Source organism: Novosphingobium sp. IK01 (genome assembly GCF_033242265.1).
GTDB lineage: Bacteria > Pseudomonadota > Alphaproteobacteria > Sphingomonadales > Sphingomonadaceae > Novosphingobium > Novosphingobium pituita.
The window spans coordinates 973,323-986,724 of sequence record NZ_BTFW01000001.1 but is presented as its reverse complement, the minus strand read 5'-3'; the positions used below and the strand labels follow the sequence as shown (position 1 = coordinate 986,724).

Below are 13,402 nucleotides of genomic sequence, written 5' to 3'. Positions count from 1 at the left end.
AGTTTTGGCGATGGCGTGGCATACCTGGTGGCTCTACGTGGTCACCGTGTTCTTTATTTCGACCTCGCCGGGGCCCAATATGCTCCATGTCATGTCGCGCAGCGTCACGCTCGGCTTTGGCCGGGCGATGCTGGCGATGAGCGGATGTTTCCTCGCGGTGCTGACCTTGCTCACGCTCTCGGCGGCGGGGCTTTCGGCGGTGCTGGTGGCCTTTCCCGGCGTGTTTCTCGCGCTCAAGATCGTGGGGGCGGGCTATCTGCTCTATCTGGGTTATCGCTCGTGGCGGGCTGATACGGCGCCCATCGATCTGGCCGCTGCGGATGGGCCGGTTCAGGTGCCTTCGCCCTTGCACCTGTTCCGCACCGGCTTCCTGATCGGGATCAGCAATCCCAAGGCCCTGCTTTTTGCCGGGGCCTTTCTGCCGCAGTTCATCGATCCGGCGCAGCCCAAGGTGCTTCAGTTTGCGATTCTGGTCGTCACGTTCGGGATGATCGAGGTCAGCTCCTACCTGCTCTATGCGCTGGGCGGGCGTTCGATGGCCGGGGTCCTGATGCGCGAGGGGCCAAGGCGCTGGTTCAACCGGGTGACCGGGGCGATCTTTGTCGCGTTCGGGCTGGCGATCGTGGGGAGCCGGGGCTGAGTTGCCGGATGTGATCGGGGAGGGCGCCGGACCTGATCCTGCGCCCTCCACCGGGGTTTCAGATCACCACTTTTGCGACCAGGCAGGCAGCGGTCCGGTCTTGGTCGCGCGGATACGCGGGCTGGGGCGGCGGCGCAGCCAGAGGATCGACCAGTCGCCGCGCACCGTGCGGGCGGCCAGACGCAAGCCGGCGCGGGCATAGGCGGCGCGCACGGCCTTTTCCTGCGTGGCCAGCAGCCCGGCGAGCAGGACATGACCGCCCGGCGCGACGGCGGCGGCAAAGTGCGGGGCCAGTTCGATCAGGGGCCCGGCCAGGATATTGGCGATCAGCAGGTCGTAAGGGGCCGAGAGCTGGAGCAGCGGATGGTCCATGCCGGCTGCGACCACCATCGCAAGCTTGCCCGGACCATCGCCGAGCGGAACGCCGTTGGCTTGCGCATTCGTGACCACCACCGGGGCGCAGACCGCGTCGATGTCGCTGGCGATGGCGCGCGCGCCGGGCCAGAGATGAAGCCCGGCAAAGGCGAGCAGGCCCGTGCCCGTGCCGATGTCGGCAAGATTGCGCACGACGGCGCCATGGGCCTTCATGTGGGCGAGCATGGCCAGGCACCCGGCGGTTGTCGCGTGCTGGCCGGTGCCGAAGGCCTGGCTGGTGGGGATCAGGAAGTTGCGCAAGGCCGGATCGTCGCTGTCCGGGTATTCGGGGGTGTGGACGTAGAACGGGCCTTCGTGGATCGGCTCGACGCCCTGCTGGCTGAGCGTGACCCAGTCCTGGTCTTCCAGCTCTTCCTCGATCATCGCGGGGGCGCAGGTGCCGGATTCGGTCTCGAACAGGGCAGTGAGCGCGGCGCGCGCGGCGTCGTCGGGTTCGTTGGCGAGCCAGGCTTCAAGCTGCCAGTCCTCGGGCTTGTCCTCGGCGATCTCGCTGCCCGCGATGACGATGTCGGGATCCCAGTCGAACATGTCCTCGTGGGCGATCAGGGCAGCCTGAACCACGGCGCGGGGGGCGTAGAAGGTGATTTTCCAGCTCATGGCGGGGTCTTTGCTGCGATGGGCGGGGCTTGGCAAGTGATCTTGGGGGAAGGCGGGGGAAGGCGCGAAAATAGCGCCAGTTCGGTGCTTTATTTGATATTAGTTCGCATTTGCTGATGTTTGAGCACAGGAAATGACGCAGAAGGGCATACGAATTCGTTTCAGGGCCTTCGACTGCTTGCGCACGGGGGCATTTCGACTAATAGCGACTCATCCCGACCGGCTACACAACTGCCGGTCACCTTTGCGAGAAGAAGGGGAAGTTCCATGGCGCTGGCGCGCAGCAACCGGCCACTTTCGCCGCACCTTCAAATCTGGCGTTGGGGACCGGCGATGCTGGTCTCGATCCTCCACCGCGTGACGGGCAATGGCCTCACGTTCGTGGGGCTTTCGCTTCTGCTCTGGTGGCTTGGTGCCATCGCTGGTGGACCCGATTCCTATGAAACCTTCATGACCTATGTCTGGACCGGCGCTGCTGGCGGCCTTTCGGCCTGCACCGCTGTTCTGGGCAAGATCGTGCTGGTCGGCCTGACCTGGGCCTTCTTCCAGCACGCGGCCACCGGCATCCGCCACCTCGTGCTCGACATTGGCGTCGGCTACGAGCTGTCGACCAATGCCCGCTGGTCGGTCTTCACGCTGATTGCCTCGGTCGGCCTGACCCTGGTGTTCTGGGGTCTTGTCCTCGCGCTGTAAGGCGCGGGCACCCTCGTTTCCTGTTATCGGAGGTTCCATGGGTAACGGCACTTCGATCGGTCGCGTGCGCGGGCTGGGTTCCAGCCACAAGGGCTCGCACCACTGGCTTGCTCAGCGCCTGACGGCGGTGGGCAACCTCGTTCTCCTGCCTTTCCTGGGTGTCAGCCTGGCCCTGCTGCCGGCGCACGACTATGCCACGCTTCACACGTGGGCGGCCCGTCCGCTGAGCGCGACCCTGCTGGTCCTGCTGGTGGTCAACACCCTCTATCATGCGCGCCTGGGCGTGCAGGTCATGCTCGAAGACTACATTCACGAGGAAGGCGGCAAGGTTGCGGCCTGGTTGCTCGTGAACTTCGTGCCCGCCGCCGCTGCCGTGTTCGGCATCGTCTCGATCATCCGCATCGCACTCGGGGGCGCCTGAGCCATGTCTTCTGCCTACAAGATCATCGACCATACCTACGACACCATCGTTGTCGGCGCGGGTGGCTCGGGCCTTCGCGCCACGATGGGGTCGGCCCAGGCGGGCCTGCGTACCGCGTGCATCACCAAGGTCTTCCCGACCCGTTCGCACACCGTGGCGGCGCAGGGCGGCATTGCCGCCTCGCTCCAGAACAACACGCCCGATCACTGGACCTGGCACATGTACGACACCGTCAAGGGGTCGGACTGGCTGGGCGACCAGGACGCCATCGAATACATGGTGCGTGAAGCCCCTGCGGCGGTCTACGAACTCGAACACGCGGGCGTGCCCTTCAGCCGCAACGCGGACGGCACGATCTACCAGCGTCCGTTCGGCGGCCACATGCAGAACATGGGCGAAGGCCCGCCGGTCCAGCGCACGTGCGCCGCGGCCGACCGTACCGGCCACGCCATGCTTCACGCACTCTACCAGCAGAGCCTGAAGTACGACGCGGACTTCTTCATCGAATATTTCGCCATCGACCTGATCATGGAAAACGGCGTGTGCCGTGGCGTGATCGCGCTGTGCCTCGATGACGGTTCGATCCACCGTTTCCGCGGCCATGCCGTGGTTCTGGCGACGGGCGGCTATGGCCGCTGCTACTTCACCGCCACTTCGGCCCATACCTGCACCGGCGACGGTGGCGGCATGGTTCTGCGTGCCGGCCTGCCGCTTCAGGACATGGAATTCGTGCAGTTCCACCCGACCGGCATTTACGGCGCGGGCGTGCTGATCACCGAAGGCGCACGCGGCGAAGGCGGCTACCTGACCAACTCCGAAGGCGAGCGTTTCATGGAACGCTATGCCCCTTCGGCCAAGGATCTGGCCAGCCGCGACGTCGTTTCGCGCTCGATGGCGATGGAAATCCGTGAAGGGCGCGGCGTTGGTCCCCACAAGGACCACATCTTCCTGCACCTCGACCACATCGATTCCAAGGTTCTGGCCGAGCGCCTGCCGGGCATCACCGAGAGCGGCAAGATCTTTGCCGGTGTCGACCTGACCCGCCAGCCGCTGCCGGTGGTGCCGACCGTCCACTACAACATGGGCGGCATCCCGACCAACTATCATGGCGAAGTCATGACGCTGGGCGCGGACGGCAACCCCGAGACGGTGGTGCCGGGTCTGTTCGCGGTGGGTGAAGCGGCCTGCGTGTCGGTCCATGGCGCCAACCGCCTCGGCTCGAACTCGCTGATCGACCTCGTGGTGTTCGGCCGTGCGACCGGCCTGCGCCTCAAGGAACTGATCAAGCCCGGTTCGGCCCATGCCTCGCTGCCCAAGGACAGCGCCGACCTCGCGCTCTCGCGTCTGGATCACTTCCGCAATGCCAAGGGCTCGCTGCCCACGGCCAAGATCCGCACCGAGATGCAGCGCGCGATGAGCCAGCACGCCGCGGTGTTCCGCACTGACGAACTGATGGCCGAAGGCAAGCACAAGCTGACCGACATCTATGCTTCGATGCAGGACATCGGGGTGACCGACCGCTCGCTGATCTGGAACTCGGACCTGGTGGAAACGCTGGAACTCGACAACCTGATCGCGCAGGCTTCGGTGACGATGCATTCGGCGCACAACCGCAAGGAAAGCCGCGGCGCCCATGCGCACGAGGACTTCCCGACCCGCGACGACGCCAACTGGATGAAGCACACCGTGAGCTGGTTCGACGGCTGGGGCGGCAAGGGCGGTTCGATCCGTCTCGACTACCGTCCGGTCCACGAATACACGCTGACCGACGATGCTTCGTACATCAAGCCCAAGGCCCGCGTGTACTGATCCACGCGGCGCCTGTGGCCCACACAAAAAGGGCCGGAGTCCTCAGGACTCCGGCCCTTTTTGTGTGCTGTTCGGAAACAGGCGCCAGTAGCCATGCCGAACAGTGCCATTTGCACTGCCCCATCCAAAGCCAATGGGGTGCAGGGGGCCTTGCCCCCTACGTTATCCCTTGTTCTTCAATGCTTTTAAACGGCGCATAGATCAGCGCCGCCGCTTGCCCTCGGCAGCCTGCTGAGCCTGGGCATCGCGCTGCGCGCGCAAAAGCTCGTAATCCGAAGCACGGGCCGGGCGGGCCGGGTAGGGGCAGCCACGGGCAAGGCCGGTGCCCTTGAGAAACGCGCGGCGGGCGGTGCCGGCATAGAGCGCGACCTGCCACTGGCGCTGCGATTCGTTGGCGCCCGAAACCTGCCGGATGATGCCGTTGAAGGGGATCAGCGAGCCGACGATGGACTTGGCGGTGTTGCCCACGCGCAGGACTTTCTGGCTGTAGTCGCTGACGTCGATGTCGTCGCCCAGAACGGCGTCGAGCTTGCGCACTTCATCGGAGAGCGCGGCGCAGGATTTGAGGCCGACGAGCGAATAGGGGGCCTGCCGGGCCTGAAGGAGGAGGGGGGGGATATCCTCCTTCTTGAGGTTGAGCGTTTCGAGGGGGGTTGTTGCCACATCGCCGACATTCGCGTCCTTGGGTGCGACGGCGGTTTGCGCGATGGCCGGGGTCGTGGCCATGGCAAGCGTCCCCAGCGCACCGGCAAGCATTGCACGAGCGAGGGTATGGGTCTGGAACATCTGGAAAAAACTCCGGAAGGGTCTCTTGCGACACTACGCAGGAGAGACCCGATTGTTCCAGACCGTCAAGCACCTCGTGCCGGTTCAGAGGGCGCCCGTGGCAAAGGTGTCGCACTGGGCCGGGTCGCCGCTGTCGAGGCCCTTGCGCAACCAGGCCATGCGCTGGGCCGAACTGCCATGGGTGAAGGCCGCTTCGACCGGCGTGCGACCGGCGCTCTTCATCAGGGTGTCGTCACCGATCTGGTGGGCGGCGTGGAGGCCTTCCTCGACATCGCCGGGTTCGATCCGCGAACGGTTGCGCGCGGCCCAGACCCCGGCATAGCAATCGGCCTGGAGTTCGAGCCGGACCGACAGCGCATTGGCCGCGCCCGGATTGGCGCGCTGGGCCTGCGTGACCTTGTCGGAGGTGCCCGTCAGCTTCTGGATATGGTGGCCAAATTCGTGGGCGATGACATAGATGCGGGCAAAGTCGCCGCCGGCGCCCAGCTTCTTGTCGAGTTCGGTGTAGAAATCGGTGTCGATGTAGATGCCCTGGTCGCTCGGGCAGTAGAACGGCCCCATCGCGCTTTGCGCCGCGCCGCAGCCCGAGGAACCCTGACGCGAATAGAACACCAGCTTGGGCGCGCGGAAGGGCACCCCTTGCGCGGCCATCAGCGGCTTCCATGTCTTGTCGAGCGAGGAGAGCGCGTTGCAGCTTTCATGGCTGTAGGCGTTGACGTTGCAGGCCTGTTTGAGGCTTTCCCCGCTGGCCGGGGCGGTTTGATAGGCCGGTGTTCCGCCGATCTGGCTCTCTGATCCTCCGCCCATCAGGCCGGGCAGCCCGCCCAGCAGGAGCGCCGCGCCGCCCACCAGCAAAACCCCCACCAGCCCGAAGCGCGAGCCGACGAGGCTCAGGATCAGGCCGAGCGGGAAGCCCCCGCCACCGCCGCCACCGCCCAGCGGGAACCCGCCGCCGCCGCTGCCGCGCTGGTCTTCCACATTGATGGAGTCGTCGTAGTCGTCGAGCCGCATGGCCTTCTCGTGCTTTCCTTGCCGGGGTTGGGTGGCGCTTCAATAGCCGGTTTTGCAAGCCGTTGCGCGTCCGATCGTTCCCGCATCCCGTCCGCATTGGGCCCGCATCGGGCCCCGTACCCGACAAAGTGCCGTAGAAACGCATTTTTTTCCCCAGATCGATGCGGTTCATCGTGCTTTCGGGTTTGGGAACTTGCGCGGGGCTGTGCGGTTTGTCAGCAATGGGTCTGCGATGAAACGGCTGGGGGCTTCGATGAAACGAGCAAGGGCGTGCTGGAGCCCCCTGTCCTTTGGGGGGCGGGCGTGGCGCCCGGCGGCGGGCGCGCGTCTGGCCGCGACCCTGCTGGCCCTGCCGCTGCTTGCGGGAGCGACGCATCGCAGTGCCGAACCGGCGCATTCCGAGGCATCTTCACTCGACGCGGTGCTGCGCGGCCATGTCGAGACGCTGTCCAGCCCGGCTTTCGGCGGGCGCCGTCCGGGGACCGAGGGCGAAACGCAGACCCTGCATTATCTGGTCCGCCAATGGTTCGGCATGGGGCTGGAATCGGGCACCAATCTGCCCGGCAGCCCGTGGTTCGCGCCCGTTGACCTGATCGCGCGGGCGCCGGTGCTTTCGCGCGCGAGTTTCATGCGCGGGCGCCATCATCTGGTGAGCGAGGAGGGGGAAGTCTTCGTCTATACCTCGGGCCTGCGCAATCTGGTCGAAGGGGCTCCGGTCCTGTTCGTGGGGCATGGCACGATCCCGGCGCGGACCGAACTGGCCGGGCGGGTGGCGCTGGTGCTCGATACGCCCGCGTCCCCGGCGGCAGGTATGGCGGGAGGCACGGCGGCAGGGCGCGGCGGGCGGGTGGGCTGGTTCTGGCGCCGCAAGAGCGCGGGGGACGCTGCGGAGGCTGTGCCGCCCAGCCATGCACAAGTGGTCGGGCGGCTGCTCGATGCCGGGGCCATGGCGGTGATCACCGTGCTCGATGGCGAGCGCACGCTGGCCGATGTCGCCGCCCGGCGGCGCAAGGCGGGCTATTCGCTGGCCGGGGAGCGGGTCGACAACGAGATCGAGGCCTTTGTGACGCCCGCACTGGCCGACCGCCTGCTGGGGGGCAGCGCGGCGGCGCCCGGAGCTGCGCTGGCCGCCTGGACGCACGAGGCCGACCAGGACGATTTCGTGCCCCGCGTGACCGGGGTGAGTGTCACCCTCGAAGCGACCAGCACGCAGACCCGCGTGCGCACGCACAACCTGATCGGACGGATACCGGGCCGTCATCCCGAGGCCGGGGCCGTCGTGCTGATGGCCCATTGGGATCATTTCGGGGTCTGCGACGGGCAGGGGCGGATCTGTCCGGGGGCGGTGGACAATGCCAGCGGGCTGGCCGCGATCACCGAAGTGGCGCGCCAGATTGTCGGCGCCGGGCCGCAGCACCAGCTCGACCGCGATGTCTATGTCGTGGCGACGACGGGCGAGGAACTGGGGTTGCTGGGCGCGCAGGCCTTTGCCGAAAACCCGCCGCTGCCGCTCGACCGGATCGTGGCGGCCTTCAATGTCGACAGCACGGGGCTGGTCCCGCCCGGTGGCCCGGTGGCCATCGTCGGGCGCGGGATGACCGGGATCGACGGGGAAGTGGCGCGCGTGCTGGCGGGCATGCGGCGCCGTCTGGTGCCCGAGGAGGACGAAGGCGGCGCTGAAACGGGCCCCAATGCCTATGTCCGGCGGCAGGACAGCTGGGCGCTGATCCAGCACGATGTGCCCGCGATGATGGTGAGCAACAGCTATGCCGATCCGGTGCGGCTGGGCGCGTTCATGGCCGGGGCCTATCACACGCCTGCCGATACGCCCGACAAGGTTGACTATGCGGGGCTGGCCGACGATGTGCGGATCAACACCGAACTGGTGCGCGATTTTGCCGATCTGCGGCGCTATCCCGGCCATGCCGGGCGCGATGGCGCAGGGAGGGATGGGGATAAGCGGCATGAGCAGCCGCAAAACCCCTAGCCATTCGCGGCGGGCTTGATTACATGGGCCGCCACGATTCTCCCCGGACAGAAAGTGGCAGTTATCATGGAAATCCCTCTCGGCCTGACCTTCGACGACGTTTTGCTGCGTCCGGCCGAGTCAGACATCCTGCCTTCGCAGGCTGACACCCGCACGCGCCTGACCAAGGGCATCGCGCTCAACATCCCCGTGCTCTCCTCGGCGATGGACACCGTGACCGAGGCCGACATGGCCATCGTCATGGCCCAGCTGGGCGGGATCGGCGTGTTGCACCGCAACCTGACGATCGAGGAACAGGCCGCCGCCGTGCGCGCGGTCAAGCGCTATGAAAGCGGCATGGTCGTCAACCCGATCACCATCGCCCCCGACGCCACGCTGGGCGAGGCGCAGGCGCTGATGAGCGCGAACCGCATCAGCGGCATTCCCGTGGTCGAGGCCGGTGGCAAGCTGGTCGGCATCCTGACCAACCGCGACGTGCGCTTTGCCGCCAACCCCTTGCAGCCCGTGCGCGAACTGATGACCAGCGACAACCTCGCGACGGTTCGCCTGGGCACCACGGGCGACGAGGCGCGCCGCCTGCTGCATCAGCGCCGCATCGAAAAGCTGCTGGTGGTCGACGATGCCTATCACTGCATCGGCCTGATCACGGTGAAGGACATCGAGAAGTCGGTGACCTATCCCAATGCCACCAAGGACAGCGCCGGGCGCCTGCGCGTGGCGGCAGCATCGACCGTGGGTGAAAAGGGTCTGGCCCGCACGACCGCGCTGGTCGAGGCCGAGTGTGACGTGATCATCATCGACACCGCCCATGGCCACAACCGCCAGGTCGCCCTCGCGGTCGAGGCGGCCAAGAAGCTGTCCGACACCGTGCAGGTGATCGCCGGCAATGTCGCTACCGCCGAAGCCACCCGCGCGCTGATTGACGCTGGGGCCGACGGCATCAAGGTGGGCATCGGGCCCGGCTCGATCTGCACCACCCGCATCGTGGCGGGCGTGGGCGTGCCGCAGCTGACGGCGATCATGGAATGCGCGGCGGAAGCTGAAAAGTCGGGCGTGCCGGTGATCGGCGATGGCGGCCTGCGCACGTCGGGCGATGCGGCCAAGGCCCTGGCGGCGGGCGCCAGCTCGATCATGATCGGCTCGATGCTGGCCGGGACCGAGGAAGCGCCGGGCGAAACCTTCATCTATCAGGGCCGGGCCTACAAGGCCTATCGCGGCATGGGTTCGGTCGGCGCGATGGCGCGCGGCTCGGCCGACCGCTACTTCCAGCAGGACATCAAGGATTCGATGAAGCTGGTGCCCGAAGGGATCGAAGGCCAGGTGCCCTACAAGGGCCCGGCCAAGGATGTCGTCCACCAGCTGGTCGGCGGGATCAAGGCCGCCATGGGCTATACCGGCAGCGGCACGATCGAGCATCTGCGCAAGAACGCCAAGTTCGTGCGCATCACCAATGCGGGCCTCAAGGAAAGCCACGTCCACGACGTGACGATCACCCGCGAAGCGCCCAACTACCCGACCCGGTGACCCCGGCTGCGCGGGTCCAGGCCGCGATCGACATTCTGGATCAGGTCATCGCTGCGGCGCGTGGGGGGGGAGCTTCGGCGGACCGCCTCGCCGCCGAGTGGTTCCGCCAGCGCCGCTTCGTCGGCTCGAAGGATCGCCGCGCGATCCGCGAGCTGGCGTGGGCGGCGATCCGCGCCTGTGGCGATATTCCCCCATCCGGTCGGGCGGCCATGCTGCGTCTGGCGCAGGCCGATGGCGCGCTGGCGGGGTTGTTCGACGGGTCGACCTATGGCCCGGCGGCGATCGTGCCCGGAGAGCCGGTGGCGCAGGGCGGGGTGCTGCCCGCGTGGCTGGCGCAGGCCATGGCGGCTTCGGGCCTCGACGAGGCGGAACAGGCCGCCCTGCTCGACCGCGCGCCGCTCGACTTGCGGGCGAACACCCTGAAAATCGACCGCGAGGCCTTGATGGCGCGCCTGCCGGTCGCGGCGGAACGGACCGCCGCGCCCCATGGCTTGCGCCTGCCACTGGGCACCCCGGCGGAAAGCTGGGAGGCCTTCGGGGAAGGGCTGTTCGAGGTTCAGGACACCGGCAGCCAGCTGGCCTGCGCTGCGCTTCCGGTCCAGCCGGGGCAGAGCGTGGTGGACTTGTGCGCCGGGGCTGGCGGCAAGACGCTGGCACTGGCCGCCGCGATGGAAAACCGGGGGCGCCTGCTGGCCTGCGACATCGACCGCGCGCGGCTTTCGCGGCTGGCCCCACGGGCCGAGCGTGCAGGCGCGCTGGTCGAGACGCGGCTGCTCGATCCGGGCCGCGAGGCGCAGATCCTGTCGGACTGGCAGGGGCAGGCCGATGCCGTGCTGGTCGATGCGCCCTGTTCGGGCACGGGCACATGGCGCCGCAACCCCGAGGCGCGCTGGCGCCTGACGCCCAAGACCATCGAACGCTATGCGGCCATGCAGGCCCATGTCCTCGATGTCGCGGCTGGGCTGGTCAGGCCGGGCGGCTCGCTGCTGTTCATCACCTGCTCGCTGATCGATGCCGAAGGGGCCGATGGCCTTGCCGCGTTTCTGGCGACCCATCGCGGGTTCAGGGCCGAGCCGATTGAAGCGCTGCTGGGCCGCCCGCACCGTGGCGGTTGGCGGCTTTCGCCCCATCACGATGGAACGGACGGGTTTTTCTTCGCACGGCTGGTGCGTCTGTGATAGACCCACGGGCCATGAGGCCAGCCATGAAAGTGGTCTATCGCCGGGGTGAGCAATCCCGGCTGAAGGAGTTTTTGATGCGCTATACCCCCGTCGCCCTCGCACTGTCCCTGCTTGCGGCGGTTACGGGGAGCATGGGGCAGGCACGAACCGGTGACCCGATCGATCCGCGCGCGCAGGCGCTCTTGCAGGATGGCCGCTCGGCGCTGGCCAGGGGCGAGGTCGAGCATGCGACCGACAGCCTTGAGGCCGCGCTGGCGATCGATCCGGCCAATGCGGGCATCCTGATCACGCTGGGCCAGGCCGCGCGCGCTGCCGGCCTTCAGGGCAAGGCGATCCACTATTACCGCGACGTGCTCGACCGCGAGCCGAACAATCTGGCCGCGATCGCCGGCGAGGGCGAGGCGCTGGCCGAAAAGGGCGCGCTCGAAAAGGCCAAGGCCAGCCTGACCCGGTTGCAGGGGATCTGTGGGCGGGGATGCGAGGAAACCGCAGCGCTTGAGGCGGCGCTGGGCAAGGCGCAGGTGCAGGCCGCGCAGCAGGCCCGGCTCGATGCCCAGAAGCAGGCACAGGCTGCCACCGGAGAGGCAAAGGAAGTCGCCGCCGACACCAGCGGGGAGGCGATCAAGACCGATGCGATCAAGGCCGAGCCGCCGGTAAAGAGCAACTGAGGTCAAAAACAACTGAGATCAAGGGCAACTGGCCCCGCTCGTGCGGGGCCAGTGCCGGCTATGTGCTCAGATCATCTGCTCAGATCAGGGCGCGGAATTCCTCGACGACCTGCCGATAGACGCGCTTCTTGAACGGCACGATCAGGTCGGCCAGCTGGTCGGGCTCGACCCATTTCCATTCGCAGAATTCGGCCGGATCGTGGGCGTCGAGCTTCACGTCGGCGTCCTGCCCGTTGAAACGCAGCAGCATCCAGGCCTGACGCTGGCCGCGATACTTGCCCTTCCACAGCTTGCCCAGCAGTTCGGCGGGAAGGTCGTAGAGGTGTTCCTCGCGGCTGTGGGCGAGCACGGTCACGTGATCGGCGGTCAGCCCGGTTTCCTCGTACAGCTCGCGCATGGCCGCCGTCACCAGATCCTCGCCCTCGTCGATCCCGCCTTGTGGCATCTGCCAGGCGTCGCCCTCCTTGTTGTCGATCCGCTTGCCCACGAAAACGCGGCCTTGCGGGTTGACGATCATCAGGCCCACGCAGGGGCGATAGGGAAGGGCGGCAAAGGGGTCCGCACTCATGGATTTCTGGTCCTCATTTCAAACTGTCCAGTACCAGGCGCGTGGCCGACAGGATGGCATCCGTATCGGCCTGGGCGCTTGGTATCGCCTTGCGAACCTGGATGAAGCCGTGGATCGTGCCCTTGCGTTCGAGGAACAGGACATCGGACCCGGCCTTCACCAGGGCGGCGCCATAGACCCGCCCGCTGTCGCGAATCGGATCGAGGCCTGCCGTCACTAGCACCGTGGGGGGCATCTGGTCATGCCTGCCGTGCACCGGAAACGCGCGCGGGTCGCCCGAAGGGGGGCGATAAGAGCCCACAAACCATTCAAGAACATCCGATTGCAGCAGGAACCCGGCGCCAAAGGCCGCCATCGAGGCGTGATCGGTGGCCTCGTCGGTGAGCGGATAGATCGGCACTTGCGCAACGACCGGAACGGCGGCGGGCTGTGCCATCAACGCCTGGGTGACGACGATCGCCAGCGTGCCCCCGGCTGAATCGCCGATGGGCACGAGGCCGGTGATCGTCCGGCCCAGCTCGGTCGGGCTTTGCGCGATCCAGCGGGCGGCGGCCTCGGCGTCGTCGGGCGCGGCGGGGAACGGATGTTCGGGGGCGAGCCGGTAGTCGACCGCGATCAGCGGCAGGTCGAGGCTGCGCGCAATCGTGGTGCAGACATTGTGGTGGCTGTCCAGCCCGCCCAGCACGAAGCCGCCGCCATGATAGAAGACCAGCGCCGGGCCGGGCGGGCGCGAGGGCCGCGCGTCGTAGAGGCGCAGCGGGATCGGGGCGTTAGCGGCAGAGTTGGGGGCCGGGCCGGGGCAGGCCAGATCCCTGATCACGGCCAAGGGCTCGGGCGGCAGGTCGGCCAGTTGCTGCATGGCGACATAGCTGGCCCGTGCGGCCACCAGCGGCATCTGGTGAATGCCCGGCATGCCATTGGCAGCGGCCTGACGCAGATAGTCGAGGAAAGGCTGGACGTCCGGGCGGGGCAATGGGGGCTGGGGGAGGAAGGGGCTTGTGAAGGAAAAGGGATTGACCAAGGGCAGACGGTTCCCACGCAGAAAAAAGACCGGTGCGCGCAAGGGGGCAGGCTGTTCCCCT

13 protein-coding genes are annotated in these 13,402 nt (G+C 67.2%); 8 read left to right on the top strand and 5 right to left on the bottom strand.

Annotated elements, in window-relative coordinates:
* The first annotated feature begins 10 nt into the window (after nt 1-10).
* Nucleotides 11-640, top strand: coding sequence for a LysE family translocator (locus tag SBI20_RS04775; RefSeq protein WP_317973972.1), 630 nt, complete (start codon nt 11-13; stop codon nt 638-640).
* Between the two features lie 63 nt (nt 641-703).
* Here the strand turns inward: SBI20_RS04775 and SBI20_RS04770 are convergent, their stop codons facing one another.
* A complete protein-coding gene (locus SBI20_RS04770; RefSeq protein ID WP_317973971.1) occupies nt 704-1,672 on the bottom strand; it encodes a 50S ribosomal protein L11 methyltransferase in 969 nt (322 codons plus the stop codon).
* Between the two features lie 267 nt (nt 1,673-1,939).
* Here SBI20_RS04770 and sdhC point away from each other — a divergent pair, with 267 nt between their 5' ends.
* Genes sdhC through sdhA form a run of 3 tightly spaced genes read left to right on the top strand, consistent with a single transcriptional unit; the run spans nt 1,940 to nt 4,595 of the window.
* Entirely contained in the window at nt 1,940-2,365 is a 426-nt protein-coding gene (sdhC, locus tag SBI20_RS04765) for a succinate dehydrogenase, cytochrome b556 subunit (protein WP_317973970.1), read from the top strand.
* Between the two features lie 37 nt (nt 2,366-2,402).
* Nucleotides 2,403-2,786, top strand: a complete 384-nt coding sequence (gene sdhD, locus SBI20_RS04760; RefSeq protein WP_317973969.1) for a succinate dehydrogenase, hydrophobic membrane anchor protein — start codon at nt 2,403-2,405, stop codon at nt 2,784-2,786.
* A 3-nt stretch (nt 2,787-2,789) separates the two neighbouring features.
* Nucleotides 2,790-4,595, top strand: coding sequence for a succinate dehydrogenase flavoprotein subunit (sdhA, locus tag SBI20_RS04755; protein WP_317973968.1), 1,806 nt, complete (start codon nt 2,790-2,792; stop codon nt 4,593-4,595).
* A gap of 201 nt (nt 4,596-4,796) precedes the next feature.
* Here sdhA and SBI20_RS04750 read toward each other — a convergent pair whose 3' ends face one another.
* Together SBI20_RS04750 and ypfJ are read right to left on the bottom strand one after the other, a co-directional pair.
* The gene (locus SBI20_RS04750; RefSeq protein WP_317973967.1) at nt 4,797-5,381 is read right to left on the bottom strand and encodes a hypothetical protein; all 585 of its coding nucleotides are present in this window, start codon (nt 5,379-5,381) and stop codon (nt 4,797-4,799) included.
* A gap of 84 nt (nt 5,382-5,465) precedes the next feature.
* The gene (ypfJ, locus tag SBI20_RS04745) at nt 5,466-6,392 is read right to left on the bottom strand and encodes a KPN_02809 family neutral zinc metallopeptidase (protein ID WP_317973966.1); all 927 of its coding nucleotides are present in this window, start codon (nt 6,390-6,392) and stop codon (nt 5,466-5,468) included.
* A 253-nt stretch (nt 6,393-6,645) separates the two neighbouring features.
* On the opposite strand from ypfJ, the gene SBI20_RS04740 reads away from it, so the two are divergent.
* The 4 genes from SBI20_RS04740 to SBI20_RS04725 all read left to right on the top strand — a co-directional run bounded on the left by SBI20_RS04740 (nt 6,646) and on the right by SBI20_RS04725 (nt 11,752).
* The gene (locus SBI20_RS04740) at nt 6,646-8,379 is read left to right on the top strand and encodes a M28 family metallopeptidase (RefSeq protein ID WP_317973965.1); all 1,734 of its coding nucleotides are present in this window, start codon (nt 6,646-6,648) and stop codon (nt 8,377-8,379) included.
* A gap of 66 nt (nt 8,380-8,445) precedes the next feature.
* Complete coding sequence (guaB, locus tag SBI20_RS04735) at nt 8,446-9,903, top strand: IMP dehydrogenase (protein WP_317973964.1); 1,458 nt, start codon at nt 8,446-8,448, stop codon at nt 9,901-9,903.
* The gene (locus SBI20_RS04730; RefSeq protein WP_317973963.1) at nt 9,900-11,081 is read left to right on the top strand and encodes an RsmB/NOP family class I SAM-dependent RNA methyltransferase; all 1,182 of its coding nucleotides are present in this window, start codon (nt 9,900-9,902) and stop codon (nt 11,079-11,081) included. Before guaB ends, SBI20_RS04730 begins: the two co-directional genes overlap by 4 nt.
* A gap of 77 nt (nt 11,082-11,158) precedes the next feature.
* Nucleotides 11,159-11,752: a hypothetical protein gene (locus SBI20_RS04725; RefSeq protein WP_317973962.1), complete on the top strand. Its 594-nt coding sequence runs from the start codon at nt 11,159-11,161 to the stop codon at nt 11,750-11,752.
* A 79-nt stretch (nt 11,753-11,831) separates the two neighbouring features.
* On the opposite strand, the gene SBI20_RS04720 is transcribed toward SBI20_RS04725, so the two are convergent.
* Nucleotides 11,832-12,320, bottom strand: coding sequence for an RNA pyrophosphohydrolase (locus SBI20_RS04720; protein WP_317973961.1), 489 nt, complete (start codon nt 12,318-12,320; stop codon nt 11,832-11,834).
* Nucleotides 12,321-12,333: 13 nt separating this feature from the next.
* A complete protein-coding gene (locus SBI20_RS04715; RefSeq protein WP_317973960.1) occupies nt 12,334-13,293 on the bottom strand; it encodes an alpha/beta hydrolase in 960 nt (319 codons plus the stop codon).
* Between the last annotated feature and the right edge of the window lie 109 nt (nt 13,294-13,402).

Coding starts and splice junctions, on each gene's coding strand:
- SBI20_RS04775 (WP_317973972.1), top strand. CDS start 11: ATGGCGTGGCATACCTGGTGGCTCTACGTGGTCACCGTGTTCTTTATT.
- SBI20_RS04770 (WP_317973971.1), bottom strand. CDS start 1,672: ATGAGCTGGAAAATCACCTTCTACGCCCCCCGCGCCGTGGTTCAGGCT.
- sdhC (WP_317973970.1), top strand. CDS start 1,940: ATGGCGCTGGCGCGCAGCAACCGGCCACTTTCGCCGCACCTTCAAATC.
- sdhD (WP_317973969.1), top strand. CDS start 2,403: ATGGGTAACGGCACTTCGATCGGTCGCGTGCGCGGGCTGGGTTCCAGC.
- sdhA (WP_317973968.1), top strand. CDS start 2,790: ATGTCTTCTGCCTACAAGATCATCGACCATACCTACGACACCATCGTT.
- SBI20_RS04750 (WP_317973967.1), bottom strand. CDS start 5,381: ATGTTCCAGACCCATACCCTCGCTCGTGCAATGCTTGCCGGTGCGCTG.
- ypfJ (WP_317973966.1), bottom strand. CDS start 6,392: ATGCGGCTCGACGACTACGACGACTCCATCAATGTGGAAGACCAGCGC.
- SBI20_RS04740 (WP_317973965.1), top strand. CDS start 6,646: ATGAAACGAGCAAGGGCGTGCTGGAGCCCCCTGTCCTTTGGGGGGCGG.
- guaB (WP_317973964.1), top strand. CDS start 8,446: ATGGAAATCCCTCTCGGCCTGACCTTCGACGACGTTTTGCTGCGTCCG.
- SBI20_RS04725 (WP_317973962.1), top strand. CDS start 11,159: ATGCGCTATACCCCCGTCGCCCTCGCACTGTCCCTGCTTGCGGCGGTT.
- SBI20_RS04720 (WP_317973961.1), bottom strand. CDS start 12,320: ATGAGTGCGGACCCCTTTGCCGCCCTTCCCTATCGCCCCTGCGTGGGC.